The organism is Clavibacter sp. A6099, assembly GCF_021919125.1.
Lineage (GTDB): Bacteria > Actinomycetota > Actinomycetes > Actinomycetales > Microbacteriaceae > Clavibacter > Clavibacter seminis.
Map to the genome: position 1 here is coordinate 263,371 of NZ_CP083439.1, position 25,214 is coordinate 288,584.

Annotated in this window: 25 protein-coding genes; 14 read left to right on the forward strand and 11 right to left on the reverse strand. The window is 75.0% G+C overall.

Features of this window, described 5'->3' with window-relative positions:
* Positions 1–82 precede the first annotated feature (82 nt).
* A complete protein-coding gene (locus KYT88_RS01270; RefSeq protein WP_043583129.1) occupies positions 83–940 on the reverse strand; it encodes a helix-turn-helix transcriptional regulator in 858 nt (285 codons plus the stop codon).
* Positions 941–1,041: 101 nt separating this feature from the next.
* Between KYT88_RS01270 and KYT88_RS01275 the strand changes: the two genes are divergently transcribed.
* The 4 genes from KYT88_RS01275 to KYT88_RS01290 are packed head-to-tail and all read left to right on the forward strand — an operon-like array spanning position 1,042 to position 3,287.
* On the forward strand, positions 1,042–1,722 hold the full coding sequence (locus KYT88_RS01275; RefSeq protein WP_043583131.1) for an SDR family NAD(P)-dependent oxidoreductase: 681 nt from the start codon (positions 1,042–1,044) through the stop codon (positions 1,720–1,722).
* Between the two features lie 28 nt (positions 1,723–1,750).
* Positions 1,751–2,281 (forward strand): GNAT family N-acetyltransferase, encoded by a 531-nt coding sequence (locus KYT88_RS01280; RefSeq protein WP_043583133.1) that lies wholly within the window; start codon positions 1,751–1,753, stop codon positions 2,279–2,281.
* A gap of 9 nt (positions 2,282–2,290) precedes the next feature.
* The gene (locus KYT88_RS01285) at positions 2,291–2,689 is read left to right on the forward strand and encodes a polyketide cyclase (RefSeq protein ID WP_043583135.1); all 399 of its coding nucleotides are present in this window, start codon (positions 2,291–2,293) and stop codon (positions 2,687–2,689) included.
* Between the two features lie 25 nt (positions 2,690–2,714).
* Positions 2,715–3,287 (forward strand): GNAT family N-acetyltransferase, encoded by a 573-nt coding sequence (locus KYT88_RS01290; RefSeq protein WP_043583138.1) that lies wholly within the window; start codon positions 2,715–2,717, stop codon positions 3,285–3,287.
* Here KYT88_RS01290 and KYT88_RS01295 read toward each other — a convergent pair.
* Positions 3,253–3,549: a hypothetical protein gene (locus tag KYT88_RS01295; protein ID WP_043583140.1), complete on the reverse strand. Its 297-nt coding sequence runs from the start codon at positions 3,547–3,549 to the stop codon at positions 3,253–3,255. The two genes, KYT88_RS01290 and KYT88_RS01295, sit on opposite strands and share 35 nt — an antisense overlap.
* A gap of 96 nt (positions 3,550–3,645) precedes the next feature.
* Here KYT88_RS01295 and KYT88_RS01300 point away from each other — a divergent pair, with 96 nt between their 5' ends.
* Positions 3,646–4,557 (forward strand): serine hydrolase domain-containing protein, encoded by a 912-nt coding sequence (locus KYT88_RS01300; RefSeq protein ID WP_043583142.1) that lies wholly within the window; start codon positions 3,646–3,648, stop codon positions 4,555–4,557.
* 26 nt (positions 4,558–4,583) lie between these two features.
* On the opposite strand, the gene KYT88_RS01305 is transcribed toward KYT88_RS01300, so the two are convergent.
* Positions 4,584–5,003 (reverse strand): rhodanese-like domain-containing protein, encoded by a 420-nt coding sequence (locus tag KYT88_RS01305; protein WP_043583144.1) that lies wholly within the window; start codon positions 5,001–5,003, stop codon positions 4,584–4,586.
* Positions 5,004–5,097: 94 nt separating this feature from the next.
* Here KYT88_RS01305 and KYT88_RS01310 point away from each other — a divergent pair, with 94 nt between their 5' ends.
* Together KYT88_RS01310 and KYT88_RS01315 are read left to right on the forward strand one after the other, a co-directional pair.
* Positions 5,098–5,556, forward strand: a complete 459-nt coding sequence (locus KYT88_RS01310; protein ID WP_043583146.1) for an Lrp/AsnC family transcriptional regulator — start codon at positions 5,098–5,100, stop codon at positions 5,554–5,556.
* 64 nt (positions 5,557–5,620) lie between these two features.
* Entirely contained in the window at positions 5,621–6,862 is a 1,242-nt protein-coding gene (locus KYT88_RS01315) for an ATP-binding protein (RefSeq protein WP_043583148.1), read from the forward strand.
* 39 nt (positions 6,863–6,901) lie between these two features.
* On the opposite strand, the gene KYT88_RS01320 is transcribed toward KYT88_RS01315, so the two are convergent.
* On the reverse strand, positions 6,902–7,435 hold the full coding sequence (locus KYT88_RS01320; RefSeq protein WP_043583150.1) for a nucleoside/nucleotide kinase family protein: 534 nt from the start codon (positions 7,433–7,435) through the stop codon (positions 6,902–6,904).
* 78 nt (positions 7,436–7,513) lie between these two features.
* Positions 7,514–8,446 carry an alpha/beta hydrolase gene (locus tag KYT88_RS01325; RefSeq protein ID WP_043583152.1) on the reverse strand — a complete coding sequence of 311 codons (933 nt, stop codon included), beginning with the start codon at positions 8,444–8,446 and terminating at the stop codon, positions 7,514–7,516.
* A gap of 269 nt (positions 8,447–8,715) precedes the next feature.
* On the opposite strand from KYT88_RS01325, the gene arfA reads away from it, so the two are divergent.
* Complete coding sequence (gene arfA / locus KYT88_RS01330; RefSeq protein WP_051629168.1) at positions 8,716–10,257, forward strand: arabinosylfuranosidase ArfA; 1,542 nt, start codon at positions 8,716–8,718, stop codon at positions 10,255–10,257.
* A 74-nt stretch (positions 10,258–10,331) separates the two neighbouring features.
* On the opposite strand, the gene KYT88_RS01335 is transcribed toward arfA, so the two are convergent.
* The gene (locus KYT88_RS01335; protein WP_043583154.1) at positions 10,332–10,922 is read right to left on the reverse strand and encodes a GNAT family N-acetyltransferase; all 591 of its coding nucleotides are present in this window, start codon (positions 10,920–10,922) and stop codon (positions 10,332–10,334) included.
* A 43-nt stretch (positions 10,923–10,965) separates the two neighbouring features.
* On the reverse strand, positions 10,966–11,343 hold the full coding sequence (locus KYT88_RS01340; RefSeq protein WP_043583156.1) for an Lsr2 dimerization domain-containing protein: 378 nt from the start codon (positions 11,341–11,343) through the stop codon (positions 10,966–10,968).
* A 100-nt stretch (positions 11,344–11,443) separates the two neighbouring features.
* Here KYT88_RS01340 and KYT88_RS01345 point away from each other — a divergent pair, with 100 nt between their 5' ends.
* The 3 genes from KYT88_RS01345 (at position 11,444) to KYT88_RS01355 (ending at position 15,859) form a co-directional block, all read left to right on the forward strand.
* Positions 11,444–12,517 carry a CobW C-terminal domain-containing protein gene (locus tag KYT88_RS01345; RefSeq protein WP_043583158.1) on the forward strand — a complete coding sequence of 358 codons (1,074 nt, stop codon included), beginning with the start codon at positions 11,444–11,446 and terminating at the stop codon, positions 12,515–12,517.
* 83 nt (positions 12,518–12,600) lie between these two features.
* On the forward strand, positions 12,601–13,602 hold the full coding sequence (locus KYT88_RS01350) for an NAD(P)/FAD-dependent oxidoreductase (protein ID WP_043583160.1): 1,002 nt from the start codon (positions 12,601–12,603) through the stop codon (positions 13,600–13,602).
* Positions 13,603–13,666: 64 nt separating this feature from the next.
* Positions 13,667–15,859 carry an ATP-dependent Clp protease ATP-binding subunit gene (locus KYT88_RS01355; RefSeq protein ID WP_119374080.1) on the forward strand — a complete coding sequence of 731 codons (2,193 nt, stop codon included), beginning with the start codon at positions 13,667–13,669 and terminating at the stop codon, positions 15,857–15,859.
* Between the two features lie 69 nt (positions 15,860–15,928).
* Here KYT88_RS01355 and KYT88_RS01360 read toward each other — a convergent pair whose 3' ends face one another.
* Complete coding sequence (locus KYT88_RS01360) at positions 15,929–18,112, reverse strand: alpha-galactosidase (protein ID WP_119374079.1); 2,184 nt, start codon at positions 18,110–18,112, stop codon at positions 15,929–15,931.
* 85 nt (positions 18,113–18,197) lie between these two features.
* The gene (locus tag KYT88_RS01365; protein WP_043585937.1) at positions 18,198–18,548 is read right to left on the reverse strand and encodes a hypothetical protein; all 351 of its coding nucleotides are present in this window, start codon (positions 18,546–18,548) and stop codon (positions 18,198–18,200) included.
* Between the two features lie 116 nt (positions 18,549–18,664).
* Here KYT88_RS01365 and KYT88_RS01370 point away from each other — a divergent pair, with 116 nt between their 5' ends.
* Genes KYT88_RS01370 through KYT88_RS01380 form a run of 3 tightly spaced genes read left to right on the forward strand, consistent with a single transcriptional unit; the run spans position 18,665 to position 21,739 of the window.
* Positions 18,665–19,669: an aldo/keto reductase gene (locus KYT88_RS01370; protein ID WP_043585936.1), complete on the forward strand. Its 1,005-nt coding sequence runs from the start codon at positions 18,665–18,667 to the stop codon at positions 19,667–19,669.
* Between the two features lie 7 nt (positions 19,670–19,676).
* Positions 19,677–20,885: a dipeptidase gene (locus KYT88_RS01375; protein ID WP_237583732.1), complete on the forward strand. Its 1,209-nt coding sequence runs from the start codon at positions 19,677–19,679 to the stop codon at positions 20,883–20,885.
* Entirely contained in the window at positions 20,882–21,739 is an 858-nt protein-coding gene (locus KYT88_RS01380; protein ID WP_237583733.1) for a GNAT family N-acetyltransferase, read from the forward strand. The genes KYT88_RS01375 and KYT88_RS01380 overlap by 4 nt, the downstream gene beginning before the upstream one ends.
* On the opposite strand, the gene KYT88_RS01385 is transcribed toward KYT88_RS01380, so the two are convergent.
* The gene (locus tag KYT88_RS01385) at positions 21,673–23,415 is read right to left on the reverse strand and encodes an ABC transporter ATP-binding protein (RefSeq protein WP_043586184.1); all 1,743 of its coding nucleotides are present in this window, start codon (positions 23,413–23,415) and stop codon (positions 21,673–21,675) included. The two genes, KYT88_RS01380 and KYT88_RS01385, sit on opposite strands and share 67 nt — an antisense overlap.
* Complete coding sequence (locus KYT88_RS01390; RefSeq protein ID WP_156032210.1) at positions 23,415–25,211, reverse strand: ABC transporter ATP-binding protein; 1,797 nt, start codon at positions 25,209–25,211, stop codon at positions 23,415–23,417. The genes KYT88_RS01385 and KYT88_RS01390 overlap by 1 nt, the downstream gene beginning before the upstream one ends.
* Positions 25,212–25,214: the final 3 nt, after the last annotated feature.

Here is a 25,214-nt window from a genome sequence, read left to right on the forward strand (position 1 = left end):
CACGTCCGACCGGAGCCCCGGCCGCCGCGCCCTCGACGCGCGGCGGCCGGGGCTCTGTCACGCGGCGGGCCGGCGCGCGGATTCAGGCCCCCGCGACCTCGACGGGCGCCGTCGTCAGCGCCTGCAGCCCCGTGACCCGCAGCAGATCCAGCCGCGCCTCGTCCGTGCTGCCGGGCTCGGCCGTGTAGACGACGATGCGGAGGTCGCTGCCCGGCACGGAGAGAGTGTCGCAGTCGATCGTGATGGGGCCGACCGCGGTGCTCGTGACGGTCTTGCGGCTCGACCGGTGCTCGGCGACGCGCGCCTCGCTCCAGCGGCGTTCGAACTCCGGCGCCTCGGCGCGCAGTCGGGCGACGAGGCGGGCGAGCGCGCGATCCGCGGGGTAGCGTCCGACGGCCGTGCGCAGGTCCGCCGTGAGGTCGCGCGCGAACTCCTCCTCGTGCACGGCGTCGAAGTCGGTGCCCCCGTGGCCCTGGGTGAAGTAGGTCCAGACGAGGTTGCGGTCCCAGCCGGTGCGCGTCGACGGATCCCCGTTCAGCGCCGCCCATAGCGGGTTCCAGAGGAGCATGTCGTGCGTCGCCGTGAACACCGCGATGGGCACGTCGCCGAGCCGGTCGACGATCCGGTGCACGCCCGGCGTGATGTGCCGGGGCACCTCGCCGCGGCCGGGCGGGGCGACGCCGGCGACCCGGTGCAGGTGGTCGCGCTCGTCCTCGGTGAGGCGGAGCGCGCGGGCGAGCGCGCCGAGCATCTGCGGCGACGGGTTAACCGACCGGCCCTGCTCCAGCCGCACCACGTAGTCGACGCTGACGCCCGCGAGCGCTGCCAGCTCCTCGCGGCGGAGGCCCGCGGTGCGGCGGTGGGATCCCGCGGGCAGGCCCACGTCGGCCGGCTGCACGCGCTCGCGCCAGGAGCGGAGGACGCTCGCGAATTCGGTCATGCCCCCATCCTCCGCGTCGGCGGGCGGATCACCCTGGTACCGCCGGTCCTCCCGTCGACCGGTGCCTGGGCGATGCGGCTGCCGGGGCGCAGGCTCGACCCATGACCACGACACTCATCACCGGATCCAACCGGGGCCTCGGCCTCGAGACCGCACGCCGCCTCGTCGAGGCCGGCCACACCGTCCACGCCGGCATGCGCGACACCGCCGACGGCGACGCCGCCCGTGCCGTGGGCGCCCACCCCGTGCAGCTCGACGTCGATGACCAGGCGAGCGTCGACCGCGCCATCGCCTCGCTGCCGGACCTGGACGTGCTCGTCAACAACGCCGGGATCCTTGGATCCTCGCAGGGCGTCGACGACCTCACGCCGGAGGCGATGCTCGCGGTGCTGCAGACCAACGTCATCGCCGTGGTGCGCGTGACGCAGGCCGCGCTGCCGCTGCTGCGCGCATCCGCCGCCCCGGTGATCGTCAACGTCGCCTCGGGCGTCGGCTGGCCGCGCGCCCTCCGCGGCGAGGACACCGATGAGCGCCACGTGATGACCGTGCCCTACGCGACCTCGAAGGCCGCCCTCATCACCGCGACCGTGCAGTACGCCAAGAACCTGCCCGGCTTCCGGATCAACGCGACCGACCCCGGCTACACGGCGACCGAGTTCAACGGCAACACCGGACACCAGACCGTCACCGAGGGCACCGACGCGACCGTCGCGATGGCGCTCGTGGGGCCGGACGGGCCGACGGGCGAGTTCCACAGCCGGCACGGGCGGATCGAGTACTGAGGCCGGCGCGCGCTGGCAGGGTGGGGGCATGACCGGCCCCCGCCTCCGCCCCTGGACCGTCGCGGACGCCCCCGCCCTCCGCGACGCGTTCCTCACGACGCCGGATCTCGTGGCGCAGCTCGGCGGCGCCGACCTGTCGAGCATCGCGGCGGCCGAGGCGCACATCGCCGGACCGCTCGCCTCCGACGACGCGCACCGCGTCTGGGCGATCGTCGACGCGGGGGTCGCGGTCGGCAGCGTCGGCGTCTCCGCGATCGACCGACGGCACGACACGGCGTGGCTGCACTACTGGCTGGCGGGATCCGGTCGGGGCCGCGGCCTCGCTACGCGGGCGCTCGCGGGCGCGGCGGCATGGGCCTTCGCCGATGGCCTGTTCCGCCTCGAGCTCGGGCACCGCGTGAACAACCCGGCGTCGTGCCGGGTCGCGACGCGCGCGGGCTTCGCCGCCGAGGGGATCGAGCGCGCCAAGCTCCGCTACGGCGACGAGCGGTTCGACGTGGAGACGCACGCGCGGTTGGCGACGGATCCGGTTCCGGCGGTCGTGTCGCTCCCCGGGTAGCGTCGGAGCGTGACCTGGCCCGCGCTGCACATCACCCGTTCCGTCGACGCCGACGTGGCGTCCGTAGTCGCCGTGGCGGGGGATCCCGCGCGGCTGCCCGAGTGGGCGGCGGGCGTGAGCTCAGGGATCCGGCTCGAGGGCGGGCGCTGGCTGTCGGACTCGCCGATGGGCGCGATCGAGATCGCGTTCACGGGCCCGCGCGAGCTCGGGATCCTCGACCACGACGTGACGCTCCCCGACGGCACCGTGGTCCGCAACCCGCTGCGCGTCCTCCCGAACGACGACGGCAGCGAGGTCGTCTTCACGCTCTACCGCCGACCGGGCACGACCGACGTCGCGTTCGCGGAGGACGCGGCGCTCGTCGCGGAGGACCTCGACCGGCTCGCGGAGCTGGTCGCCCGCGGCTGATCCGCGCGGCCGCTACCGTCGACGCATGCCGTCCGACCGCCGCGCCGAACCCGCCCCCGAGGACCGCACGGCCCGGCTCGACCTCCACCGCCCGTCGCCCGACGACGCCGCCGAGGTGCACGCGATCCTCGCCGACCCCGCCGTCTGGACCCACTACCCGTCGCTGCGCGTGACGGACCCCGCGCAGACCGACCGCTTCCTCCGCACGCGGGCCGAGGGCTGGGAGCGCGACGGCCTCGGCACGTGGATCGTGCGCGAGCGGGACGCCCATGCGGTCGTGGGGTTCGGCGGCTGCAACATGGCGAACGACGCGTTCTGGAACCTCGGCTACCGCTTCTCGCCGACCGTGCACGGCCGCGGCTTCGCGACCGAGATGGCGTCGCGGGCGATCGCGCGGGCACGCATCCTCCGCCCTGCGCTGCCCGTCGTCGCGTACCTCGTCGCCCACAACCGCGCGTCGGCGGCCGTGGCGGAGAAGGCCGGCCTGACGCTCGTGCACCGCGGGCCGGATCCAGGCAACCCCGATCCGGGTGTGATGCGCCTCGTCTACGCCGACCGCGCCCTCACCGACGCGCAGCGGGACGCGACGATGCGCTGATCCCGTCCGCGACCGGCGCGCGACGGGCCCGGCACGCGCCGGCCTCCGCCACGAGGATCCGCGTCCCCGCCAGCAGCACCAGCGCGACCGCGGTCACCACGATCAGCGGCGGCAGTGCGAAGCCGAGGCCGATGGCCCAGTGGTCCATGCCGAGCGGGGGCCAGCCCATGTCCTCGGACCGGTCGGCGATCACCAGCAGCACCGCGAGGGCGACGAGCTCCGCGGCCAGGATCCCGATGGTGATGCGCGTCGCGAGCCTCATGCCGTCCCCTACCGTGTGCCGAGCCGCCACCCTCGCACGGTTCCCCCGGCCGGGGAAGGGGCGTGCCCCCGCCGGGCCGCGCGCCACACTGGATCCATGAGCACCGCCGCCGACGCCCTCGCCCGCCTCGTCGAGGGGATCGACCGGGAGCGGCTGAGCGCGTACGGCGTCGTCGTGCGGATCGGCGCCGACGAGGTTGCGCACCGCTGGCGCAGCGACGACCGCGAGAACCTCTACTCGGTGTCCAAGGGCGTCTGCGCGCTTGCCGTCGGCATGGCGGTGGACGCGGGGATCCTCCGGCTCGGCACCCGCGTCCCCGAACTGCTGCCCGACCTCGACCTCGGCGCGGGCATCGACGAGGTCACCGTCGAGCACCTCCTCACCATGACCAGCGGCATCGACTTCGCCTGGTTCGGCGACGAGCCCGTGCCCGGCCCCGACCTCGCGCAGGCGATGCTCGGGCGGCCGAGCCGCGGCCGCGGGACCGCCTTCCAGTACAGCGACGCGAGCCCCTACGTCGCCATGCGGATGCTCGCCGCGGCGGTCGGCGACGTGCGCGACTGGCTCCTCCCGCGCCTCTTCACGCCGCTCGGCATCGAGAACCCCCAGTGGCACCGCTGCCCGCTCGGCTTCATCGTGGGCGGCAGCGGCCTGGAGCTCCGGACCGGCGAGCTCGCGCGCATCGGCCGGCTGCTCCGCGACCGCGGCGCGTGGGAGGGCCGGCAGCTCGTGAGCGCGGAGTGGATCGACCGGATGCACGGATCCTGGGTCCCGACCGGCGCCGACGACCCCGCCGCCCCCTTCGCCCGCTACGGCCTCGCGACCTGGGACGGACCCGGCGACGCCTGGCGCCTCGACGGCCGCTACGGCCAGTACGTGCTGGTCGACGGATCCCGCGACGCGGTCGTCACCGTCACGGCCCACGAGGAGGAGCGCGACCACCGGCTCGCCGAGCTGGCCGTCGAAGCCGTCGCGGCCGTCGCGGACGCGGCGTCTGCCGCCGGCTGACGGGCAGGCTCAGCTGACCAGGGGCGTCACGCCACCGGCGCCGTCAGCGGATCCGGCTCCCGCCGCGTCCGTCCGGCGTCCGTGGCCACCGCGAACCCCTCGCGCGCCCAGTACTCGAACCCGCCGATCAGCTCCTGCACGCGCGTGTAGCCGAGCGTCGCGAGCGTGAGGGCCGCGCGCGTGCTGCCGTTGCAGCCGGGGCCCCAGCAGTAGACGACGATGCGGGCGTCCCGGTCGGGCAGCTCGGCGGCGGCACGTGCGGCGAGCTCCGCGCCGGGGATGTGGGCGGCTCCCGGGATCCGCCCCTGCGCCCAGGAGGCGTCCGAGCGGACGTCGACCAGGAGCGGCGCGGCGCCGCTCGCCCGGTCGGCGGCGAGGTCAGCGGGGTCGGTCTCGTAGGTCAGCTTGGCGGCGAGGAAGTCGATGGCGGAGAGGCTCGTCTGCATGCCTCCATCGAAGCGCCAGGGCCGGGGGCCGGAGAAGGGCTGTCGCGCGGCATCCGGGCCGTCGCGCCGCGGATCGCCCGGTAGGTTCGGCCGCATGCCGACGAATCCGCCGCTGACGCTCGACGCCACCGATCACGCGATCATCGCCGAGCTCCAGGGCGACGGCCGGATGAGCGTCGCGCAGCTCGGCCGGGCCGTCTCGCTCTCCGCGAGCGCGACCGCCGAGCGGGTGCGTCGCCTCACCGAGGCCGGCATCATCACCGGCTACTCCATCACGGTGGATCCCGAGGCCCTCGGCTGGGCCGTCACCGCCTTCGTGCGGCTCGCCTACCCGTCGGGCGACTACCGCCCGTTCCACGCGCTGGTGGCGGAGATGCCGGAGATCGTCGAGGCGCACCACGTCACGGGCGCCGACTGCTTCATCATCAAGGTCCACGCCCGCTCGATGCGCGACCTCGAGCGCATCACGGGCCGCCTCGCCGCCCTCGGCGGGATCACGACCCACGTCGTGTACTCGAGCCCGGTCCCGGGGCGGCACATCGGGCCGGCATAACGCTCAGTGTCACAGCGCCTTGATAACTTTATCAGCGCATGAGTGGCTTGATAAAGTTATCAGCATGCGCGATTCGACGGACAACCCCTTCAGCCCCGGCTCCGACACGGTCCCCGAGGTCTGGGCCGGCCGCACGGAGCAGCTCAGCGACTGGCGCGACGTCGTGCGCCCGCGCATCTCCAGGGGGCTCCCCGAGCGGGGCCGCACGATCCTCGGTGAGCCAGGGCTCGGCAAGTCGTCGCTGGTGCGACGCATCGCGCAGACCGCTGCTCGAGACGGGGACTGGGTCACGCCGCAGCTGCGCATCCCGCTCGGCGCCGACCCGTTGAAGGCGGTGGCGACGGCGGTGCTCGAGCTGGCCGACACCGCGGGCCTGGCCGCCGCGCGGGAGAGGCGGATCAAGGACGCCATCAGCCGCGTGGAGACCGTGGCGGTCCACGGCATCTCGCTCACGCTGGGTGGGTCGGCGGCTGGTTCCGGGCCGGAGCCCTACGCGGCGCTGACCGAGCTGGTCGTCGAGGTGGGGCGCGCGGCGATGCGCCATGACCATGTCGCCCTCATCCACGTGGACGAGATCCAGAACATCACCGACGAGAGCACGCTCTCCCAGCTCCTCATCGCTCTCGGCGACGCCAACACCCACGAGGAGGCGGTCACTCTGCCAGGTGGCGCGAAGGTCGCGAGGTCCCTGCCCATCGCGGTCTACCTGACCGGCCTACCCGACTTCGAGGACCGGGCCGGAGCGCACAAGGGGGCGACCTTCGCACGGCGCTTCAGGACCACCGTTCTCGCGGCGATCGACGACGACGACATCCGCGCCGCACTGCAGGACTTCGTCGTGCCGGGATGGGAAGTGCCCGACGGGCGCGGCGGCACGCGACGGATCCGGATGGAGGCGGATGCCGCTTCCGCCATCGTCGACGTCTGCCGGGGAGAGCCCTTCCTGTTCCAGCTAGCCGGAGAGCGGGCCTGGTACACGGGCGCGGGCGCGGTCATCACGCGCGAGCACGTCCTCAGCGGCTGGCGGGGCGCCCAGCGGGAGGCGACCGCGCACGTGGAGCGGATCCTCGACCGGTTGCCCGATCGGGAGCGCGCGTTCGTCGAGGCGATGGCGGGACTCCCCGCCGAGGAGAGGACGCTCACCCGCATCGCCGCGGAGGCGGGTCACGCCAAGGCCACCGAGGCGGGCACCACCGCGCGGCGTCTCGACACGGTGCGGGGGATCATCCATCGCGGCACGGTGTACGGCTTCCGGCACCGGGCGATCGAGGCGTACCTCACGAGCGGGTGGCCGCGGATCGGCTGAGTCCTCCGGCCCTCATCACGTGCTGCCGGTGTGCCGCCATCAGCTCGGAATCCACCCGCTGAGCGCCACCACCTCCGCCGCGATCTCCGCGACCGTCCGCCCGTCGGTCGCGACGCGGTGCACCGCGTCGGCGGAACCCGCCTCCAGCCGCGGCGCCGCCGACGCGCTCCGCGCGATCGCCTCCGCCAGCCCCGACCCGATCTCGCGCCCGGCCAGCCGCGCAGATGCCGTGGCGTCCTCCGCCGTGAGCAGCACGCCCACCGCCTCGACCTCGCCGCCGAGTGCCGCCGTGAGCCCGGGCAGCTCGAGCACGCTGACGGTGTTCGTGTAGATCACGCGCGTCCAGCCCGCCTCGCGGTAGTTCCGCCACATCGCGGCCAGGTTCCGCTCCGCCAGCGGGATCCCCTGCCGCCACGGCTCCGGGTGCGCCTGGTCGAGCGCGTCGCCCTCGATGAGCGCGTGGGCGACGTCGGCGGCCGTGAGGATCCGCGCCACCTCCGTCGCCACCGTCGACTTGCCGACGCCCGAGCGACCGCCGAGGAAGAGGGCCTGCGTGGGGGATCCGGAGTCCATCCGGCCAGCGTCGCACGCGTGCGCCTCGATCGGCCCAGGACCGGGCACCCTCGCACGCCGCTCGCGTCGCCGGCGACCTCACGCCCCGGGCAGCAGCGCTCCTCGCAGCGCCGCGGCCTGCGCGCGCCAGAACCGCCGCGAGACCTCGCGGGCAGGGAGCACGGTGTCGAAGCCATGGAACGCGCCGTCGACGACCTCGAGCTCCACCTCGGATCCGGCCGCCCGCAGCCGCTCGGCGTACCGCACGTCCTCGTCGTGGAACAGGTCGAGCGTGCCGACGCCGACCCAGGCGGGCGGGAGGCCGCTGAGGTCCTCGCGACGGGCCGGCGCCGCGTACGGCGACACGTCGTCGCCGCCGGGCGCGCCGCCGAGGTAGGCGGTCCAGCCCACGCGGTTGCTCCCGGGCGACCACATGCGCGCGTTCGAGGTGTCGAGGTCGGTGCGCGTGACCGTGCGGTCGTCGAGCATCGGGTAGACGAGCAGCTGGAACGCCGGGGCGGGCGTGCCGCGGTCGTGGGCGAGGAGCACGGTCGCCGCCGCGATCCCGCCGCCCGCGCTCGCGCCGCCGACGGCGATGCGGCCCGCGTCGATCCCGCGCTCCTCGGCATGGGAGAGCAGCCAGAGCAGCGCCGCGTGGGCGTCCTCGACCGCGGCGGGTGCGGGATGCGCGGGGGCGAGCCGGTAGCGCACGGACGCGACGACGATGCCGAGGGTGCGGGCGAACGCCATGTTCGACGCCTCGTCCTGGAGGTGGTCGCCGACGATCATGCCGCCGCCGTGGATCCAGAGGAGCGCCGGCACAGCCCCGACGGCCGTCCGCGGACGGTAGACGCGCAGCTCCACCGCGGGCGCCCCCTCGGGGCCGGGCACCCGCACGTCATCGACGATCAGGTCCTCGGGTGCGGGCCTCCGCTTCGGCGGGACCCGCGCGAGCAGCGTCGCGAGCGGCAGGGGCAGCGTGAAGCGCGGGATGAACCGCGCCGAGGCGAGGTCGGGATGGAAGGCGGACATGGGGCTCCCGGGTGGTCGAGGTGGGTCGCGGCGGGCCGGGCCAGCGCGCCGTCCGCGCGGATGAGGTGACCGTACGGCCGGAGGTTGGGGGCCGCCTGCGGCGCTGCCGCCCGTCCGATCCGTCGCGCCTCCCCTCGCGTTGACACGTCCCCCGCGCCCCCGGGACAATGGGGTGACGTTGCTCTTACAACGTTGTAATGGCATCAGATCCCGCCGGCGGAAGTCCGGCGTCGATCGGCCCCGCTCCCGATGAAGTGAAGGACCACTCCATGACCGACGCCCGCCCCGCGGCCGACGCCCGCCCCGCACCCGACGCCCGGATCGCCATCGACCGCACCGCCGTCGTGGCCCCCGTCAACCGCCGCACCTTCGGCTCGTTCGTCGAGCACCTCGGCCGCTGCGTCTACGACGGCATCTACGAGCCCGGCCACCCCACCGCGACCGCGGACGGCTTCCGCGGCGACGTCGTCGACCTCGTCAAGGAGCTCGGCACCAGCACCATCCGCTACCCCGGCGGCAACTTCGTCTCCGGCTACCGCTGGGAGGACGGCGTCGGCCCGCGCGCCGAGCGCCCGAAGCGCCTCGACCTCGCCTGGCACTCGCTCGAGACCAACGAGGTCGGCCTCGACGAGTTCGCGCGCTGGTGCGAGCTCACCGGCAGCGAGCTGATGATGGCCGTCAACCTCGGCACGCGCGGCGTGCTCGAGGCCCTGGACATCCTCGAGTACTCCAACCACCCGGGCGGCACCGCCCTCTCCGACCAGCGCATCGCCAACGGATCCCCCGAGCCCCACAACGTGAAGATGTGGTGCCTCGGCAACGAGATGGACGGCCCGTGGCAGGTCGGCCACATGACCGCCGACGACTACGGCAAGCTCGCGAACCGCACCGCCGGCGCCATGAAGATGGTGGATCCCACGCTCGAGCTCGTCGCCTGCGGCAGCAGCGGATCCGGCATGCCGACCTTCGGCGAGTGGGAGCGCACCGTGCTCGAGCACGCCTACGACAACGTCGACTTCATCTCCGCCCACGCCTACTACCAGGAGCGCAAGGGCGACCTCGGCAGCTTCCTCGCCTCCTCGCTCGACATGGAGTACTTCATCCGCACGGTCGTCGCGTCGGCCGACCAGGTCAAGTACCGCCGCAAGAGCGACAAGACGATCAACATCTCGTTCGACGAGTGGAACGTCTGGTACCTCGACGAGCACCAGGAGTCCGGTGTCATCACCGAGGGCTGGCCCTACGCGCCGCACCTGCTCGAGGACGTCTACTCGGTCGCCGACGCGGTCGTGCTCGGCAACCTCATGATCACGCTGCTCAAGCACAGCGACCGCGTCACGTCGGCCAGCCTCGCGCAGCTCGTGAACGTGATCGCGCCGATCATGACGGAGACCGGCGGCGGCGCCTGGCGCCAGACCACGTTCTTCCCCTTCTCGGTCACGAGCCGGCTCGCGCAGGGCGAGGTGCTGCGCCCGCGCATCGACGTGGGCACGTACGAGACCGAGGTGCACGGCACCGCGCCGCTCGTCGACTCCGTCGCGACCTTCGACGAGGCCACCGGCCGCGCCGCGGTCTTCCTCGTGAACCGCAGCCTGTCCGAGGCCCTCACCATCGAGGTCGACGTCGCCGGGCTCGCGGTCTCCGAGGTGCTCGAGGCCGTCGGGATCCACGACGACGACGTGTACGCGAAGAACACGTTCGAGGACCGCGAGCGCGTGGGCCTCACGCCGAACGCCTCGGCGTCGCTCGTCGACGGCACCCTCACGATCACGCTGCCGCCCGTGTCGTGGACGGCCGTGTCGCTCGGCTAGTCGCATCGCGCATCCGCACCACCACGCGCCCGTCGCGCCGCATCTGCGGCCGGCGGGCGTCGTGCTGTCCGGCGTCAGCCCCGCGGATCCGACCGCAGCACCGCCATCACGATCACGTCGACCGGTTCGCCGTCGAAGCGGAAGGCCGCGCGCAGACGGCCCTCCTCGACGAAGCCCGCGCGCTCGTAGACGCGGCGGGCGCGGGGGTTGAACGCGATGACCTCGAGGGAGACGCGCTCGAGGTCGGTCGCGGCGAACGCGTGGTCGACCAGCAGCCGCACGGCCTCCGAGCCGAGGCCGCGGTCGCGGCCGGCGGGACCGATGAGGATGCGGAGGTTCGCGCTCCGGTCCTCGGGGCTCCACTCGTTGAGCACGGCCTCGCCCACGCACGCGTCGGTCGCGCGGTCGACGAGCGCCAAGTCGAGGCGGTCGGGCTGGTCGGCGCGCGTCGCGTACCAGGTGCGCGTGCGGTCGTCGAGCTCGGGGCGCGCGGCCATCTCCGCGACCTCGGCGCTCGTGTGCGCGGACCCGGTGAGGCGGATGACGTCGGGATCGGCGAGGACGGGCCCCATCGCGTCGACGTCCGCGGGGGAGAAGGGGCGAAGGATCACGCGCTCGCCCTCGAGGCGCGGGACGGCGGGGGACAGGCGGGGCTCGGCGCTCATGGATCCATCGTGCCGCGCGCAGGCGGCGACCGCCGCGTCCGGATCAGCGCCCGTCGCGGCCCCGGTACAGCGTCATGAGCGTCGCCGAGATGCGGCCGCCAGGACCTAGCTTGTGGCCGTTCGCCTCGAGCCAGGCGCGGGCCGCGGCGCGCTCGCCGGTCGGGGCGGCGCCGGTTGCGGGGCGCGCGGGCTCGTCGCGGATCGGCGTGATGGTCACGGTCGTGCGCCGCCCGGCCGCGACGTACGGCGCGAGCGCCGCGCGGAGGGCGCGTGCGCCGACGGGGTCGAGGTCGATCTCGTGCACGATGCCGTCGAGGCCGAAGCGCACCGGCTCGGTCGCGCCGGGTGTCGCGCCGCCGGTCGCGCCGCGCGTCGCGTCGCCGCGCTCGTCGTCGTCGCGCGGATCCACGTCGTCGGTCATGCCGTCTCCTCGAGCTCTCGATCCCCCTCCGGCAGCCTAGGTCGCCGCACGGACATCGCCCGCGGCGCAGATGAGAATCATTCTCTTCTAGGCTGGGCGGATGGATCCCCACCGGAACGCCCGCCCGTCCGTCGCCCGCGGCGGCCTGGCCGTCACCCTCGTCTCCGCGAGCGGCCTCGAGGCCGCCTCGCGCGTCGCCGCGGCCGCGGTCGGCGCACCCGCGTCGGACCGGCCCGCCGTCGTCGAGGCGCCGGGCAGCGACAGCGGCGACCTCGGCGCGGACCTGGCGGACGGCCTCATCGCGGACGTCGACGACGGGCGCCGCGGGCTCGCGGTCGTCGCGCTCGAGCCGGCGGCGGATCCGCTCGAGGTCGCGCTCGTGCTGGAGCACGTCGTCGAGGCGAGGCATCCCGGATCCACGCCCATCGGCATCCTCGACGTGATCGCCGTCTCCTCCGTCGCCGAGATCCACGAGCTGCTGCTCGATCCGGGCGATGCCGACGCGACGCCGTTCGACGCGGCCGAGCGGCTGGCCGGGCGGCTCGAGTGCGCGAGCGTCGTGGTGCTCCCCGACCTGGATCCCGACCTCCCCACCCCGGACGCCCGTCGCGCCGTCGCCCTGCTCGCGCTCCTGGCCCCGGACGCCCGCGTCGTCGCCACGGCCGACCGCGCGTCGCTCGCGCCTGCGCCCCTGCGCATCGGCCGGGGGCGTGCTCGTGGGCTCGCCGCGGGCATGGGCTGGCAGGTCGCGCTCGCGGGCGAGGCCGCGCCGACCTCCGCCGACGGGATGGGCGTGCACGTGTTCCGCGACCCCCGCCCGTTCCATCCCGGGCGCCTGCACCGAGCCGTCGCGCACGACCTCGTCCCGGGCCCGGTAGGACGGATCGTCCGCTCCCGCGGGCTCGTGCGCCTCGCGACCCGGCCCGCGACAGTCGGCGCGTGGGCCACCGCGGGCGACGTGCTGAGCCTCGACCCGACCGCCATGCGCAGCTGGGACGCCGACTCGCCGGCAGGGCAGGAGATCGCGCTCGTGGGCGAGTGCCTCGACGGCGCCCTGCTCGACGAGATCCTCGGCGCCTGCCTCCTCGAAGCGGCCGAGCTGGTCGCGGGGCCCGCCGAGTGGCACGGCTACGCGGATCCGTTCCCCGTCTGGGACACCGAGCACCGGCACTGACGCGCCTCGTCCGCCTCGTCCGCGGCCTTGCCGTTCTCGCAAGGAGCCATGCGTCGCGCGACCGGACGCGACAGGCTCGGACCATGGACATCACGCAGCGCAACGAAGGTCAGCACGAGTGGGACGCGGTCGTCATCGGCGGCGGCGTCGCGGGATCGAGCGCGGCGCTCATGCTGGCGCGCGCCCGCCGCAGCGTGCTCGTCGTCGACGCGGGCCAGCCCCGCAATGCGGTCGCGTCGCACATGCACGGCGTGCTCGGTCACGACGGGAAGCCGCCGCGGCAGCTCGTCGCGGAGGGGCGCCGCGAGGTCGAGGGCTACGGCGGCGTCGTGGTCGACGGGCGGGTCGAGGGGATCGTGGCGCTCGACGATCCCGCGGGCCCGCGCTTCCGCGTGACGCTCGACGGCGGGGCCGAGGTGATGGCCCGCCGCGTGATCCTCGCGACCGGACTCGCCGACGTCCTGCCCGAGATCCCCGGCCTCGCCGCCCACTGGGGCGCGGGCGTCGTCGTCTGCCCGTACTGCGACGGCTACGAGGTGCGCGACCGGCGCATCGGCGTGCTCGCGACCGGACCCGGCAGCCTCCACCACGTGCAGATGCTGCGACAGTGGTCCGCCGACATCACGTTCCTCGTGGCCGGCGGCACGGCGGATGGCGCGCCCCTCGCGATCGACGAGGCGACCCGCGCCGGGATCGACGCCCGCGGGATCCGCGTCGAGGAGGCCGCGGTCGTGCGCGTGCTCGGGGAGCGGGGTGCGCTCGAGGGCGTGGAGCTCGCCGACGGGCGGAACCTCCCGCTCGACTCGCTCTTCGCGATGCCCGGCGTCGCGCCCCGCGACGGCCTGGCCCGCGAGCTGGGCGCCGCCATCGAGGACACGCCCTGGGGTCCCTTCGTCGCCGTGGATCCGATGGGCCGTACGAGCGTGCCCGGCCTCCTCGTCGCGGGCAACGCGGCCAGCGCGTCCGCGAACGTGCCGGTGGCCATGGCAGCCGGCACCATGGCGGGCGCGATGGCGAACGCCGACCTTGTCACCGAGGACGTGGCGATCGCCGTCGCGGCGATGCCGGCCGCCGCCGCCCGGTAGCGCTGAGTCGCATCCCGAAGTAAACTTGAGCCAGCACGACTCAAGTACGACCGAAGGGAACGCAGTGGCCAACATGCAGGGCGCACCCGCCACCGACGAGAACGCGAAGACCGCGCTCGAGCAGTACGGGGTGAACCTGACCGAGATCGCGAAGAGCGGCAAGCTCGACCCGGTCATCGGACGCGACGCGGAGATCCGGCGCATCAGCCAGGTGCTCACGCGGCGCACCAAGAACAACCCGGTGCTCATCGGCGAGCCCGGCGTCGGCAAGACCGCCGTGGTCGAGGGCCTCGCGCAGCGCATCGTCGCGGGCGACGTGGCCGACTCGCTCAAGGGCAAGCAGCTCGTGTCGCTGGATCTGGCGGCGCTCGTCGCGGGCGCGAAGTACCGCGGCGAGTTCGAGGAGCGGCTGAAGGCGGTGCTCAAGGAGATCGACGACGCCGACGGCGAGATCATCACGTTCGTCGACGAGCTGCACACGCTCATGGGCGCGGGCGGCGGCGAGGGATCCGTGGCCGCGTCCAACATGCTCAAGCCCATGCTCGCGCGCGGCGAGCTCCGCCTCATCGGCGCCACCACGCTCGACGAGTACCGCCAGTACATCGAGAAGGACGCCGCGCTCGAGCGCCGCTTCCAGCAGGTGTACGTCGGCGAGCCGAGCGTCGAGGACACCGTCGCGATCCTCCGCGGCCTCAAGGGCCGGTACGAGGCGCACCACCAGGTGCCCATCACGGATGCGGCGCTCGTCGCGGCCGCGTCCCTCTCCAACCGCTACATCCCGGCGCGACAGCTGCCGGACAAGGCCATCGACCTCATCGACGAGGCGGCCTCTCGCCTGCGGATGGAGATCGACTCGTCGCCCGTGGAGATCGACGAGCTGCGGCGCGCGGTCGACCGGATGCGGCTCGAGGAGCTCGCGCTCAAGCGCGAGAAGGACGAGGCGTCGAAGGCGCGGCTCGCGAAGCTGCGCGAGGACGTCGCCGCGCGCGAGCAGACCCTCGGCGAGCTGCAGCGGCGCTGGGAGGCGGAGCGCGCGAGCGTCAACCGCGTCGGCAAGCTGAAGGACGAGCTGAACGAGCTGCGGATCCGCGCCGAGCGGGCCCAGCGCGAGGGGAACCTGGAGAAGGCATCGCGCCTGCTGTACGGCGAGATCCCAGTGATCGAGCGCGAGGTCGCGCAGGCGGAGGCCGCCGAGTCGGTGCCGTCGGCCGAGGACCGCATGGTGAACGAGCAGGTGACCGCCGAGGACGTGGCGGCGGTCGTCGCGGCGTGGACGGGGATCCCCGTCGGCCGGCTGCTCCAGGGCGAGACCGAGAAGCTGCTGCACCTCGAGCAGGAGCTCGGCAAGCGCCTCATCGGCCAGAAGCCGGCTGTGCGGGCCGTCGCGGACGCGGTGCGCCGGACGCGCGCCGGCATCTCGGATCCCGACCGGCCCACCGGGTCCTTCCTCTTCCTCGGGCCCACGGGCGTCGGCAAGACCGAGCTCGCGAAGGCGCTCGCGGAGTTCCTGTTCGACGACGAGAAGGCGATGGTGCGCATCGACATGAGCGAGTACGGCGAGAAGTTCGCCGTCTCGCGGCTGGTGGGCGCGCCTCCCGGGTACGTCGGCTACGAGCAGGGCGGCCAGCTCACCGAGGCCGTGCGGCGGCGCCCGTACTCCGTGGTGCTGCTCGACGAGGTCGAGAAGGCGCACCCCGAGGTGTTCGACGTGCTGCTGCAGGTGCTCGACGACGGCCGGCTCACCGACGGCCAGGGCCGCACGGTCGACTTCCGCAACGTGATCCTCGTGCTCACCAGCAACCTCGGCTCGCAGTTCATCAGCGACGCCGCGCTGCCGCTCGACCAGCGCGAGCAGGCCGTGCAGCAGCTCGTGCGCCAGACGTTCAAGCCGGAGTTCGTGAACCGGCTCGACGACATCGTCGTGTTCCAGACGCTGTCGATGGACGACCTCGCGCAGATCGTGGAGCTCTACATCGACCGGCTCGGCGTGCGGCTCTCGGACCGCCGGCTCTCGCTCGGCGTCACGCCGGACGCCCGCCGCTGGCTCGCCGAGCGCGGCCACGACCCGCTGTACGGCGCCCGGCCGCTGCGCCGCCTCATGCAGCGTGAGATCGACGACCGGCTCGCGCGCGAGCTGCTCGCGGGCGACATCCGCGACGGCGACGCGGTGCGGGTCGACCTGGCGCCCGACGGCGACAGCCTCACGGTCAGCCGCGCGTGGAGCGACGAGCCGGAGGATGCGGCGCCAGGAGCCTGATCCCCGTGCGGCCCGCCGCGCGCTCCCTGGCGGGTGCTCGCGGCGGGCCGTCGTCGTGTCCGGCCGGGATCAGACCGCCGTCACCCGCAGGATCGCGATCGACTCGGGCAGCATCAACGGCGCGTGCAGGCCCGACGCCGCGAGCGCGCGGCCGGTGAGCTCGACGCCGTCCCACCAGGCCGGCGCCGCGAAGCCGGGCTCGGGGGTGCCGACGCGCACGGGCTCCACGCGGTAGCGGCGCTCGGGATCCAGGCCAGGCAGCAGGAAGCGGCCGCGCGGGGAGACCTCGGAGCGGCCGATCGACGCGAGGAAGAACAGCGCGGAGTCGGCGTCCGACGCCACAGTGCCGTAGACGAGGAGCGTCGGGTCGCTCTCGTCCGCGCGGACGACCGTGCCCGTGTGCATCAGCGCGCGCTCCTCCTTGTAGAGGGCGATCCACGCCGCGAGGTCCGCGTTCTCCTCGTCCGTGGCCTGCGCGAGGTCCCACTCGATGCCGAGGTGGCCGTAGAGCGCCGAGCCCGCGCGGAACGCCAGCCGGTGCGCGCGGCCGGTGGTGTGGCTCACGCCCGACGCGATGTGCGAGCCCATCAGCTCCGGCGGGAGGAGCTGCATGGTCCAGCGCATCATCGTCTGGCGGTCGAGCGGGTCGATGCAGTCGGAGACCCAGACGCGGTCGGTGCGCTCGAGCACGCCGAGGTCGACGCGGGATCCGCCCGACGAGCACGACTCGATCTCGAGCCCGGGGAAGCGCGCCTTCAGCTCGTCCATGAGGCGGTACGCGGCGAGCGTCTGCAGGTGCACGCCCGCCTCGCCGCGCGGGGCGATGCCGGCGTCGACGAGGTCGCGGTTGTGGTCCCACTTGATGTAGGCGATGTCGTTCTCGGTCAGGATCGCGGTCATCCGCTCGAGCACGTGGTCGTACGCCTCGGGGATCGCGAGGTCGAGCACCTGCTGGTCGCGGGCCCGGCGGGGGAGGCGGCCACCGGTGGCCATGATCCACTCGGGGTGGGCGCGCGCCAGATCGGAGTCCTCGTTGACCATCTCGGGCTCGAACCAGAGGCCGAACTCCATGCCGAGGCCCGTGACGTGGTCGATGATCGGGCCGAGGCCGTCCGGCCACACATCCTCGTCGACGTACCAGTCGCCGAGGCCCGCGTGGTCGTCGCGGCGGTGGCGGAACCAGCCGTCGTCGAGCACGTAGCGCTCGACGCCGAGCGCGGCGGCGCGATCGGCGAGGTCCGTCAGGCGCGCGAGGTCGTGGTCGAAGTAGACGGCCTCCCACACGTTGATCGTCATGGGCCGGTCCCGGCGCGGGTGCGTGTCCCGCGCGCGCAGGTGGCGGTGGAAGCGGGCGGCCTGGTCGTCGAGGCCGTCGCCGTACGCGGCGTAGACCCACGGGCTCGCGTAGGCCTCGCCCTGGGCCAGGCGCACCTCGCCGGGCAGCAGCAGCTCGCCGCCGCCGATCACCTGCCGGCCCGTGGAGAGGCGCTCGGCGTAGTGGCGGTGGTTGCCGCTGAAGGCGACGTGCACGCCGCGGACCTCGCCCTGCCGGAAGCCGAAGCCGGGGGTGCCGACCGAGAGGAGCGTCGCGGCGTCGGGTCCGGTGCGGCCCTTGCGGCCCTCCCGCTCGTGGATCCCGACGACGAGCTCCCGGCGCTGGGGAGTGCGCTCGAGGCCCCAGCGTCCGGCGAAGTCGAGGATCTCGCGGGCCTCGGCCGGCAGGGGCAGCGCGAGCGTGACGCCGCCGACGGAGTAGGTCCCCTCGCCCAGGTTCGTGACCTCGGCGCGCGTGCGGACGAGGCCGGACGCCAGCAGCTCGACGTCGAGCGCGAGGCCGAGACCCGCGACCTCGTCTACGGCGTCGACGTGCACGAGGGCGGGGCCGGCGGACGCGGATCCGGGCCGGCCGTCGGTGCCCGCGGGGAGCGGGTCGCCGTCGACGGCGGCGGACGTGACGCGGAACAGCGGCGACCAGTCCGCGCCGTCGCGGTGGCCCTCGAGGCCGGGCTTGCCTGTCCACGACGTGTGCGCCTCGGGGAGGATCGCGAGGCGGATGGGATCGTCGGCCACGCTGCCGGCGATCGGCTCGACGGCCGCGAGCGCCAGGGTCGCGAGGTCGGCCTCGCTGGTGTCGCCGAGATCCGCGCCCCAGTGCACGACGGCCGGCAGGCGGCCCTCCGTGAGGTCGAGCACCAGCGAGACGCCGGACGCCCGGAGGTGGAGGAGGGCGGAGGGGACGGCGGTGTCGGGCATGGTGCTCCTCGCGTCGATGCGGGTGGGGACGGATCCATCCTCCCGTGCCGACGCGGGTGCGCGCGCCGAGGAGGCGCGCGTGCCGTCAGTCCAGGTCCTCGAGCCCCGGGACGGCCGTGCCGTCCTGCCGGTCGGCGGTCACGCTCGTGCTCGACTGCGACTGGCGGGCGCGGACGGTGAGCGCGCGGATCCGGTCGACGGCCTCCGGGTCGCGCAGCTCGTCCTCCGAGGGGCCGGCCGGCTCGACCACGATCTGGCTGGCCGGGCCGATGAGGATCTCGACCTCGCCCACGCCGCCCTCGGGCAGCCAGACGGGCACCGTCACGGTAGCCGCGGCCATGCCCTCGCGCGCGAGCGCCTGCGCGCACTCGACGACGGCCCGGGCGATGTCGTCGCCCGTCAGATAGCGCCCGTCGGCGTAGTGGATGGTGTGCACGCTCTCAGTGAAGGCCCTCCGCCGCCGCCCGCCAAGGGGGTTGCCGCGGGCGGCTAGGGGGTGGAGGGTCCGCCGCGCGCGCCGGGCAGGCGAGCCGCCCTCGGTACGCTCGGCGGATGACCTACGTCGCTCATCCCGATCGCTACTCGTCCATGCCGTACCGCCGTTCCGGCCGCAGCGGCCTCAAGCTCCCCGAGCTGTCGCTCGGCCTCTGGCACAACTTCGGCACCGCCCGCCCGATCGACACCCAGCGCGCCATCGTGCGCCGCGCGTTCGACCTCGGCATCACGCACTTCGACCTCGCGAACAACTACGGCCCGCCTCCCGGCAGCGCCGAGACGGCGTTCGGCCGGATCCTCGCGGAGGACCTCCGCCCGTACCGCGATGAGATCGTCATCTCCTCCAAGGCCGGCTACCTCATGTGGGACGGCCCCTACGGCGAGTGGGGATCCCGCAAGTCGATGCTCGCGTCGCTCGACCAGAGCCTCGGGCGCATGGGCCTCGAGTACGTGGACGTCTTCTACTCGCACCGTCCGGATCCCGAGACGCCCATCGAGGAGACCATGGGCGCGCTCGCGACCGCGGTGCACCAGGGCAAGGCGCTCTACGCCGGGATCAGCAACTACTCGCCCGAGCAGACGGAGCGCGCGGTGGCGGCGCTCGCCGAGCACAAGGTGCCGCTGACCATCCACCAGCCGAGCTACTCGATGTTCAACCGGCACGTCGAGGGCGGGCTGCTGCCCGTGCTCGAGGAGGTGGGATCCGGCTGCATCGTGTTCTCGCCGCTCGCGCAGGGGCTGCTCACCGACCGGTACCTGTCGGGATCCGTCCCCGCGGACTCGCGCGCCGCGACCAGCGGGTTCCTCGACGAGTCGGCGGTCTCTTCCGTCTACCTCGAGCGGGCGCGCGGCCTGCAGGCCGTGGCCGAGGGGCGCGGGCAGACGCTCGCGCAGCTCGCGCTGTCGTGGGTGCTGCGGCACCCGGGGATCACGAGCGCGCTCATCGGCGCGTCGAGCGTGGAGCAGCTGGAGCAGAACGTGGCCGCGGCGGGCGCTCCCGCGCTGACCGACGACGAGCTTGCGGCCATCGAGCCGCTCGCGGTCGACGGCTCCGGGCGCTGATCCGCGGATGACGGACGCACCCGCCCCCTCGCCCGCGCTCGCCGACCGCGTCGCGCGCCTGCTCGACACGCAGGGCATCGTCGACGGCCATGACGACCTCGCCTGGGCGCTGCGCGAGCGCGCGGTGCGGGAGGGCGGGCCCAGCGCGTCCGTCGGCGACGACGTGATCGCGCGCCTGGCCGTGGACGATGCCGTGCCCGGTCTGCACACCGACCTGCCGCGCCTCGCGCGCGGTCGGGTGGCGGCGCAGTTCTGGTCGGTGTGGGTGCCCGACCTGCCCGGGATCGACCCCGTGCGCTCGACCATCGAGCAGATCGACGTGGTCCACCGCCTCGTCGCCGCGCACCCGGACCGGCTCGCGCTCGCCGTGACCGCGGACGACGTCGAGCGCGTCGTCGCGTCCGGACGCATCGCGTCGCTGCTCGGAATGGAGGGCGGCCACTCGATCGGCGGATCCCTCGGCACGCTGCGGACGATGCGGGCGCTCGGCGTGCGGTACATGACCCTCACGCACAACGCGAACGTGGCCTGGGCCGACTCGGCGACCGACGCGCCCGTGCACCACGGGCTGAGCCCGGCGGGCGAGCGCGTGGTGGCCGAGATGGAGCGGATCGGCATGCTCGTCGACCTGTCGCACGTGTCGGCCGACGTCATGCGGCACGCGCTGCGGATCGCCCGGCGGCCCGTGCTGTTCAGCCATTCGGGCGCGCGCGCCGAGTGCGACGTGCCGCGGAACGTGCCCGACGACGTGCTGGCCGCGCTGCCCGCGAACGGCGGCGTCTGCATGGCGACGTTCGTGCCGCAGTTCGTGTCGCCCGCGGTCGCGGCGTGGCACGACGAGACGCTGGCGCTCGCCGTGGCGGAGGGCGTGGACCCGCGCGACCACGAGGGCGTGCAGGCCGTCGCCGCCCGCCGGCCCGGGGAGCGGCCGCGTGCGACGCTCGCCGACGTCGTGCGGCACGTGGAGCGGATCCGCGAGGTCGCCGGCCCCCGGCACGTGGGCCTCGGCGGCGACTACGACGGCGTCGACCGCACGCCGGACGGGCTCGAGGACGTCTCGTGCTACCCGGCCCTGATCGCGGCGCTCGCCGATCGCGGCTGGTCGGACGACGACCTCCGGGCGCTCGCGGGCGGCAACGCGCTGCGCGTGCTGCGGGCGGCGGACGCGGACGACGACGTGTCGCGCGGGGCGGCGGACGCGGGGGCGCTGGCGTGAGCGGAGGATCCGACGCCGGGTCCGGAGCCGCCGCCGTGCGCGCCATGGACCCGCGCGCCGCGGCCGCCCTGCTCGACGACCTCGCCGATCACGGCTGGCCGGCGGAGCACCGCGAGCGGCACGGGGGCTGGATCCTGCGTGCCGCCGGGGGAGTGACCAAGCGCGCGAACTCGGCGCTCCCGGCCGGCCCCGTCGCCGATCCGGACGCCGCGCTCGACGCGGTCGAGGCCTTCGCGCGCGACCACGGCATCGACGCCTGCGTGCAGGTGTCGCCCGCGTCCGAGCCCGCCGACCTCGCGTCCCGCCTGGCCGCCCGCGGCTACGTCGCCGAGGCGCGCACGCTCGTGCAGGTCGCCGACGCCGCCGCGGTGGCGGAGCGGCTGGTGGGTGCGCGGCCCGCGGATCCCGCGCTCGCCGTCACGGTCGCCGACGCGCCCGACGACGCCTGGCTCGACGCGTGGTGGAGCGTCGACGGGCGCGGCGGATCCGCGGAGCTCGCCGTCGCGCGCGGGATCCTCGAGCGCGGCCCCGCCGTGTACGCGTCCGTGCGCGACGGCGACCGCGTGCTCGCCACCGCGCGGCTCGCGCTCGTGGGCGCCTGGGGCGGACTCTTCGCCGTCGCGACGCGCCCCGAGGCCCGCCGCCGCGGGCTGTCGCGGGCGGCCATGGCAGCGGCGGTCCGGGCCGGCGTCGAGCGGGGGATCACGGACCTCTGGCTGCAGGTCGTCGCCGAGAACGACGGGGCCCTGGCCCTGTACGAGGGGCTCGGCTTCGTGCCCGCCTCGCGCTACGAGTACTGGGCGCGCACCCGCCAGCCGTCCGCCGCGACCACGTCGGCGAGGAACCCCGCGTAGACGCCCGGCTGCCCGGCCAGAGCGTCGTGCGTCCCGCGCTGCACGAGGCGCCCGCCGTCGAGCACGAGGATCTCGTCGGCGCTCCGCACGGTGTCGAGCCGGTGGGCGATCACGAGCAGGGTGCGGCGCCCGCGCAGGAGCCGGATCGCCTCGGCCACGGCCGCCTCGCTCTCCGCGTCGAGCGCTGCCGTGGCCTCGTCGAGCACGACCACGGGCGCGTCCTTCAGGAGCACCCTGGCGATCGACACGCGCTGGCGCTGGCCGCCCGACAGCTGTCGGCCGCCCTCGCCCACCGGTGTGTCGAGGTCGAGGCCGTCGCCGAGCGGCAGGCCCGCGCGGCGGAGCGCGTCCGCCACGGCCGCGTCGTCCGCGTCCGGATCCGCGATGCGCACGTTGTCGCCGAGCGTGCCCGCGAGCAGGTGGACGTCCTGGAAGACGGTGGACACGTGCGCGGCCACGTCGGCGAGCGCCATGTCGCGGACGTCGACGCCGCCGATGCGCACGGCCCCGCCCGTCACGTCGGCGGCGCGGGCGATGAGCCGGGCGACCGTCGTCTTCCCGGATCCGGACGGCCCCACGAGCGCGGTCATGCCGCCGGCGGGTAGCGCGGCGTCGAGGCCCGAGACGGCCTCGGCCGCGGATCCCGGGTAGGAGAAGGACACGCCGTCGAGCTCCACGTCGGCGCCGGCCGGCACGCGCGCCGCGCCGGGCTGCGGCTCGGGGAGGGGGGCGGCATCGAGGATCCGGGCCACAACCCCGAGGTCGCGCCGCGCCGCGCGCACGCCGACCGCCAGCTCCGCCGCCTGGCCCACGAGGTCGGCCGCGTGGAAGACGAGCACGAGCGTCGCGACCGTGCGACCCGGGTCGACGGGGCCGCCGAGCACGCGGGTCACCACGATGGCGAGCGCCACCACGAGCACGACGCGCACGGCGGCGCCGAACGCGACCAGCCCCGCGACCGTGCGGCCGATGAGCGCGCGCGACGCGGCGCGGTGCCGCAGGAGGATCGCGTCGACGAGGCCCGCGTCGCGCCCGGTGCGCCCGTGGGCGCGCAGCACGTGCTGCGCCTGGGCGAACTCGACGACGCGCTCGCCGATCCCCGTGTCGGCGGCGGCGCGCTCGGCGTCGGCGCGCGCCACGATCCGGCCGCCGACGCGGAGGGCCAGCACCAGGAGGGGCGCGAGCACGAGGAGGGCGACGCCGAGCGGGGGATCCAGCACCAGGAGGCTCGCCGCGATCACCGCGGGCACGACGGTCGCGGTGATGAGCGGACGCAGCAGGTACGCGGGCACGCCCATCGACGCGAGCACGCTGCCGCCCGCGGCGGCCGTGAGCTCCGCGCGATGGGTGGCGTCGAACCAGGCGAGCGGCAGGCGCACCACGTGGTCGCCGAGGCGGTGGTGCAGCGCGTTCGCCGCCCGGACCCCCGCCCCGAACGCGGCCGACTGTGCCCGGGCCTGCACGGCGAGGTGGGCGGCGGCGAAGAGCAGGAACAGGGCGATCCACGGCCACGCGGACGACGGATCCCGGCCGAAGAGGCGCTCCAGCACCGGCACGAGGGCCACCACCGCCGCGCCGTGCAGGACGGAGGCCGCCGCCATCCGCGCCACGACCGGGCGCAGCTCCCGCACGCCCTCGGGCCCCAGGGTGCGCCGGGCATCGTCGATCGCGCGCATCAGCGCACCTCCTCATGGGTCTCGGTGGGCGCGGGCGTGGTCCCGCCGGCGGCGAGGAGCCGCGCGTACAGGCCGTGCCGTACCAGGAGCTCCGCGTGCGTGCCCTGCTCCACGATGCGTCCGGCCTCCATCACGACGATGCGGTCGGCGTGCTCCACCGTCTCCAGCCGGTGCGCGACGACCAGCACGGTCCGGCCCTGGGTCGCGGAGGCGAGGGCGCGCTGCATGCGCGCGGCCGTGCTCGGGTCGGCGTGCGCCATCGGCTCGTCGAGCACCAGCACCGGGCAGTCGGCGACGAGAGCGCGGGCGAGGGCGATGCGCTGGGCCTCGCCGCCGGAGAGGCCGCCGCGCGGATCCAGCACGGTGCCGTACCCGTCGGGCAGGTCGTCGATGACGTCGTCGACCTGCGCGACCCGCGCGGCGGCGCGCACCTCGTCGAGCGGCGCATCGGGGCGTCCCAGGCGGAGGTTCTCGAGCGCCGTGTCGCGCAGCAGCACCGTGTCCTGAAGCACGCAGCCGACCTGGGCGTGCCAGGCCGACGGGGTCGCGTCGCGCACGTCGACGCCGCCGAGCTCCAGGGTGCCGCGGGTGGGCAGGCGCAGGCGGGCGACGAGGGCCGCGAGCGTGGACTTGCCCGAGCCGGACGGGCCGACGATCGCGGTCACGGATCCCGGGGGCAGGTCGAGGTCGACGTCCCGGAGCGCATCGAGCTGGCCGTCGTAGGAGAAGCAGACGCCGCGCAGCGCGAGGCCGGCGCCCCGGCTGACGTCGGGCAGGCGCGGGTCGGAGACCTCGGGCTCGACGGGCGCGCGGAGCACCTCGTCGACGGAGGCCGCCGCGTCGACGGCGCCGCGGATCGCCTGCACGCGCGGGCCGATGGCGCCCACGGGCGCCGCCATCGCGGGCGCGAGCAGGAGGAAGGGGGCGAGGTCCGCGGCGGGCAGCGCGCCGGATGCGACCATCGCGCCGCCGACGGGCACGACGAGGGCGAGCACGCCGATGGGCGAGACGGTCAGCCAGGACGCGGTCGTGGCCGCCGTGGTGCGCGCGACCCATGCGCCGAAGAACGCGGCGAACGCGTCGACGGCGCGCAGGTAGCGCGCGTGCGCGCGGCCGGGCAGGCCGAAGGAGCGCACCACCTGGATCCCGTCGGCGAACTCCACCACGCTTCCCGCGATCTCGGCCGACGCGCGCCCGTACTCCGCCATGGACGACATCGCGCCCGCCATCGCCCGCGCGAAGAGCACGACGCCGGCGACGAGCGGCAGGAGGCACACGAGCGCGAGCGGCACGTCGAGCGCGAGCAGGTAGACGAGCGACGCGACGGTGACGATGACGAGCCGCGTGACGTCGAGGAGCGTGTGGGCGACGAGCGCGTGCAGCGCGGCCACGTCCTGCTGCACGGACTGGCGCACCTTGCCTGCGTCGTGGTCGTCGAACCAGGCGAGCGGGACCAGGCCGAGCCGCGCGACCACGAGGCGCCGGAGGTCGAGCTGGAGGTCGGCGTCGGCGAGGTGCGTGAGGGTGTCGGCGGCCGCGGCGAGCAGGAGGCCCGCGAGGCCGGCGACGGCGGCGAGGATCACCGCGCCCCACGCCGGGGGACCGCCGGGGTCGGCGACCGCGGTCCGGCCGATCTCGGCGACCGCGACGACGGCGGCGAGCCCGCTCGCGGAGGCGGCGGCCTGCAGCAGCACGGCCGCGACCAGACGGCCGCGGACCGCGCGGACGGCCGCGGCCACCGTCGCGGGCGGGTCCGTCGCGTCGGCTGCGTCCGTCACGTCGGTCGCGCTGGGCACGTC

Bases quoted from the DNA above. Each gene is read 5' to 3' on its own strand.
- KYT88_RS01310 (WP_043583146.1), top strand. From the start codon at position 5,098: ATGCCGACGAATCCGCCGCTGACGCTCGACGCCACCGATCACGCGATC.
- KYT88_RS01370 (WP_043585936.1), top strand. From the start codon at position 18,665: ATGACCTACGTCGCTCATCCCGATCGCTACTCGTCCATGCCGTACCGC.
- KYT88_RS01305 (WP_043583144.1), bottom strand. From the start codon at position 5,003: ATGCAGACGAGCCTCTCCGCCATCGACTTCCTCGCCGCCAAGCTGACC.
- KYT88_RS01340 (WP_043583156.1), bottom strand. From the start codon at position 11,343: ATGACCGACGACGTGGATCCGCGCGACGACGACGAGCGCGGCGACGCG.
- KYT88_RS01350 (WP_043583160.1), top strand. From the start codon at position 12,601: ATGGACATCACGCAGCGCAACGAAGGTCAGCACGAGTGGGACGCGGTC.
- KYT88_RS01290 (WP_043583138.1), top strand. From the start codon at position 2,715: ATGCCGTCCGACCGCCGCGCCGAACCCGCCCCCGAGGACCGCACGGCC.
- KYT88_RS01335 (WP_043583154.1), bottom strand. From the start codon at position 10,922: ATGAGCGCCGAGCCCCGCCTGTCCCCCGCCGTCCCGCGCCTCGAGGGC.
- KYT88_RS01295 (WP_043583140.1), bottom strand. From the start codon at position 3,549: ATGAGGCTCGCGACGCGCATCACCATCGGGATCCTGGCCGCGGAGCTC.
- KYT88_RS01300 (WP_043583142.1), top strand. From the start codon at position 3,646: ATGAGCACCGCCGCCGACGCCCTCGCCCGCCTCGTCGAGGGGATCGAC.
- KYT88_RS01385 (WP_043586184.1), bottom strand. From the start codon at position 23,415: ATGCGCGCGATCGACGATGCCCGGCGCACCCTGGGGCCCGAGGGCGTG.
- KYT88_RS01345 (WP_043583158.1), top strand. From the start codon at position 11,444: ATGGATCCCCACCGGAACGCCCGCCCGTCCGTCGCCCGCGGCGGCCTG.
- KYT88_RS01275 (WP_043583131.1), top strand. From the start codon at position 1,042: ATGACCACGACACTCATCACCGGATCCAACCGGGGCCTCGGCCTCGAG.
- KYT88_RS01315 (WP_043583148.1), top strand. From the start codon at position 5,621: ATGCGCGATTCGACGGACAACCCCTTCAGCCCCGGCTCCGACACGGTC.
- KYT88_RS01280 (WP_043583133.1), top strand. From the start codon at position 1,751: ATGACCGGCCCCCGCCTCCGCCCCTGGACCGTCGCGGACGCCCCCGCC.
- arfA (WP_051629168.1), top strand. From the start codon at position 8,716: ATGACCGACGCCCGCCCCGCGGCCGACGCCCGCCCCGCACCCGACGCC.
- KYT88_RS01270 (WP_043583129.1), bottom strand. From the start codon at position 940: ATGACCGAATTCGCGAGCGTCCTCCGCTCCTGGCGCGAGCGCGTGCAG.
- KYT88_RS01375 (WP_237583732.1), top strand. From the start codon at position 19,677: ATGACGGACGCACCCGCCCCCTCGCCCGCGCTCGCCGACCGCGTCGCG.
- KYT88_RS01320 (WP_043583150.1), bottom strand. From the start codon at position 7,435: ATGGACTCCGGATCCCCCACGCAGGCCCTCTTCCTCGGCGGTCGCTCG.
- KYT88_RS01325 (WP_043583152.1), bottom strand. From the start codon at position 8,446: ATGTCCGCCTTCCATCCCGACCTCGCCTCGGCGCGGTTCATCCCGCGC.
- KYT88_RS01360 (WP_119374079.1), bottom strand. From the start codon at position 18,112: ATGCCCGACACCGCCGTCCCCTCCGCCCTCCTCCACCTCCGGGCGTCC.